At 65.9% G+C, this 3664-nt stretch carries 1 protein-coding gene; it reads right to left on the bottom strand.

All coding sequences use genetic code 11. The features are described 5' to 3' along the window. Positions 1–373: 373 nt before the first annotated feature. A complete protein-coding gene (locus WH367_RS24270; protein ID WP_339537999.1) occupies positions 374–3502 on the bottom strand; it encodes an error-prone DNA polymerase in 3129 nt (1042 codons plus the stop codon). Between the last annotated feature and the right edge of the window lie 162 nt (positions 3503–3664).

The raw sequence follows: 3664 nt of genomic DNA, 5'->3' as shown, positions 1-3664 counted from the left end.
GCTTGTTCGTCATGGCACCTCCTATTGGGCCTCAGATTTGAGGCTCAGAGGTGTCTAGGAAACCCGGGGCGATTCACCTTGCAACTATTTGCCCTACTTCTTTTGCCTGCTCCAAGGTGCACTTTCCCCACTTTGCGAGGCCAGGAGGAAGGATGCTTCGCACATAGTCAGCACGGTCAGCTGCTATTGCAACTCCACAGGTAGTGACTGAGAGATTCTCTCCACTCCGATGGAAACGACCCGCGATGTCAACCAGTAGCACGTGATGTTCCATAAAAAAACCTCTTCAATAGTGAAACAGAATCCTAGCTGCAGCCACTTATAGCTTTAGCGCAATGCGGCTGTTAATTCAACCAACCAATACCAACACCCCTCACCGAAAATCCCGGCTCCGAATCCGCAAGCTCTCAAACCAATCCGACACATCCCGCAGCTGGTGCGCGATCAGGTTGCCCACCTCGCCGCTGCGCTGCCAGCGGCCTTGCACGGCCAGGAACTGGGCGTGCAGCAGGGCGTCGCGCTGGGCGCTGCGCAGCTGGGGCCAGCAGATGACTTGCAGGTTGCCGGTTTCGTCCTCCAGGGTGATAAAGACGACGCCTTTGGCGGTGGGGGGCTGCTGGCGCAGGGTGACGATGCCGCAGGCGCGCACCCAGCTGCCGTCGCGGGCTTCGCGCAGCTCGGCCTGGGTTTGGAAGCGGTGGCGCTGCAGGCGTTCGCGCAGCAAGGCCATGGGGTGGCGGCGCAGGCTCAGGCCCAGCGCGGCATAGTCCCAGTGGATGTCTTCCTGCTCGCTGGCAGCGGGCAGTTGCAGCTCGTCCTCATCGATGGGGGCTGCGCGCAGCAGGCGGCTGTGGTGCAGCGGGGCGGAGGCCTGCCAGAGCTGGTGGCGGCGGTGGCCTTCGAGGCTGGCCAGTGCATCGGCAGCGGCCAGGTTCTTCATCGCCGGGGCGTCCAGCTGGGCGCGGCGGGCCAGGTCCTGGGCGCTCTCAAAGGGGGCGGCGTCGCGGGCCTGCAGCAGGCGCTTGACTTGCGTTTGCTGCAGCTGCTTGACCAGGCGCAGGCCCAGGCGCACGGCGGGGTGGGGGCCGCTGGCGGCTTCTGTAGTGCAGTCCATGCCGCTGTGCATCACATCGACGGGCAGCACCTGCACGCCATGGCGCTGGGCGTCCTGGATCAGCTGGCTGTTGCTGTAAAAGCCCAGCGGCTGGCTGTTGATCATGGCCACCAGAAACTCGGCCGGGTAGTGGCATTTGATCCAGGCACTGAAGTACACGAGGATCGCAAAACTGGCGGCATGGCTCTCCGGAAAACCGTATTCCGAAAAGCCCTGGATCTGCTGAAAGATCGATTCGGCAAAGGCCTGCGAATAGCCATTGCCGGTCATGCCGTTGATGATTTTGTCGTAGTACTTTTGCAGGTTGCCGGTGCGGCGCCAGGCAGCCATCGAGCGGCGCAGCTGGTCGGCCTCGCCGGCGCTGAAACCGGCCGCATCGATGGCGATCTGCATCACCTGCTCCTGGAAGATGGGCACGCCCAGGGTGCGCTCCAGCGCCGGGCGCAGCAGCGCGCTCTCGTACTGCACTTTCTCCAGCCCCTGGCGGCGGCGCAGATAGGGGTGGACCATGCCGCCCTGGATGGGGCCGGGCCGCACCAGCGCGACCTCGATCACCAGGTCGTAAAACTCTCGCGGGCGCAGGCGCGGCAGCATGCTCATCTGGGCGCGGCTCTCGATCTGGAAGACGCCGATGGTGTCGGCCGCGCAGATCATGTCGTAGGTGGATTCGTCGCCGTGCGGGATATCGCCCAGCGCAAAGCTGCGGCCCTGGCGTGCGCCCACCAGGTGCAGCATTTTTTGCAGCGCGGTGAGCATGCCCAGCGCCAGCACATCGACCTTGAGCAGGCCGACAGCATCGAGGTCGTCCTTGTCCCACTGGATGACGGTGCGGTTTTCCATGCTGGCGCGCTCGATCGGCACGATGCGCGAGAGCGGGCCGCGCGTGAGCACAAAGCCGCCCACATGCTGGGACAGGTGGCGCGGAAAATCGCGCAGCGTCTCGACCAGCTCCTGCAGCTGGCGCACGGCCAGGTCGCCCGCCTGCAGGCCGCACTGGGCCAGCGCTTCGGCCCGCAGCAGCTCGTCGTCCCAGCGCGAATGGTCGCGTGCCAGCAGATCGATGCTGGGCAGTGCAAAGCCCAGCGCCTTGGCCACATCGCGGATCGCGGATTTGCGCCGGTAGCGGATGACCACGGCGGTGAGGCCGGCGCGGTGCAGGCCGTATTTCTTGTACAGGTACTGGATGACCTCTTCGCGCCGCGCATGCTCGAAGTCGACATCGATATCGGGCGGTTCGTTGCGCTCCTTGCTGATGAAGCGCTCGAACAGCAGCCGGGTATTGTCCGGGTCGACCTCGGTGATGTGCAGGCAAAAGCAGACGGCCGAGTTGGCGGCCGAGCCCCGGCCCTGGCAGAGGATGTTCTTGCTGCGGGCAAAGCGCACGATGTCGTAGACGGTCAGAAAGTAGTGCTCGTACTGCAGCTCGGAGATAAGGGCCAGCTCTTTTTCCAAGGTGGCCTGCACTTTCGGCGGCGTGCCTTGCGGCCAGCGGCGGGCCGCCCCTTCGTAGCTGAGCTGGCGCAAGTAGGCCGCTGGTGTGAGCTGGGGTGGCACCACCTCGTCGGGGTACTGGTAGCGCAGCTCGGTCAGCGAGAACTGGCAACGCGCTGCAATGCCCAGGCTGGCCTCCAGCAGGTCGGGCGGGTACATCTGCGCCAGCCGCAACCGGCTGCGCAGGTGCTGCTCGGCATTGGGCTGCAGCGCGTAGCCGCAGTCGGTCAGCGGTGTGCGCAGGCGGATGGCGGTCAGCACATCCTGCATGGGCTTGCGTGAGCGCACATGCATGTGCACATTGCCGGCGGCTACCAGCGGCGCGCCACTGCTGCTGCCCGCCGCGCGCATTTGCGCCAGCCAGGCCTCGTCGCCCAGGCTGCGGTCCAGCTGCACGGCCAGCCAGCAGCGGCCGGCAAACTGCTGCTGCAGCCAGGCGGCCTGGGCCTGGATCTGCGCCGGGCTGGCTTGGCGGCTGGGGGCCAGCAGCAGCAGGCAGTCTTGCAGCGCGCGCGGGTGGATGGCCGATTGCGCCAGCGCATAGCTGCCCTTGGGTGATTTGCGCCGCAGCTGGGTGATGAGGGCGCAGAGGTTGCCATAGCCATGCAGGTTGCAGGCCAGTGCCACCAGGGTGAAGGTGGGTGCGGCCGCATCGCTGGGCTGCACCTCAAACTGCGCGCCCACGATCAGCGGCAGGCCGCAGTCACGCGCGGCGACATGGGCGCGCACGATGCCGGCGAGCGAGCATTCATCGGTCAGGGCCAGCGCACGGTAGCCCTGGGCATGGGCGCGCTCGACCAGCTCATGCGGGTGGCTGGCGCCGCGCAGAAAGCTGAAATTGCTCAGGCACCACAGCTCGGCGTAGTGGGGAATGGTGAGGGTGGGACGCGTGGCCATGGCTTTGGACGGGTGCGGCGCTGCTCAGGCAAAGCGGCCATGCAGAAACCAGGCGCCGCTGTTGGCGGACAAGCGGGTGTGGAAGATCCACAGCAGGCCGGCATGCGGGCTATGGGCGACCCAGTAATCGCGCAGCGCGGTGTGGGCGGTTTGGGAGAGGGG

Source organism: Comamonas sp. MYb21 (genome assembly GCF_037479395.1).
Classification (GTDB): Bacteria; Pseudomonadota; Gammaproteobacteria; order Burkholderiales; family Burkholderiaceae_C; genus Comamonas.
The sequence above is the reverse complement of the archived record's forward strand: the minus strand, read 5'-3'. Positions and strand labels throughout refer to the sequence as shown.

Excerpts from the sequence above, each read along its gene's own strand:
- WH367_RS24270 (WP_339537999.1), bottom strand. The coding sequence starts at position 3,502 with ATGGCCACGCGTCCCACCCTCACCATTCCCCACTACGCCGAGCTGTGG.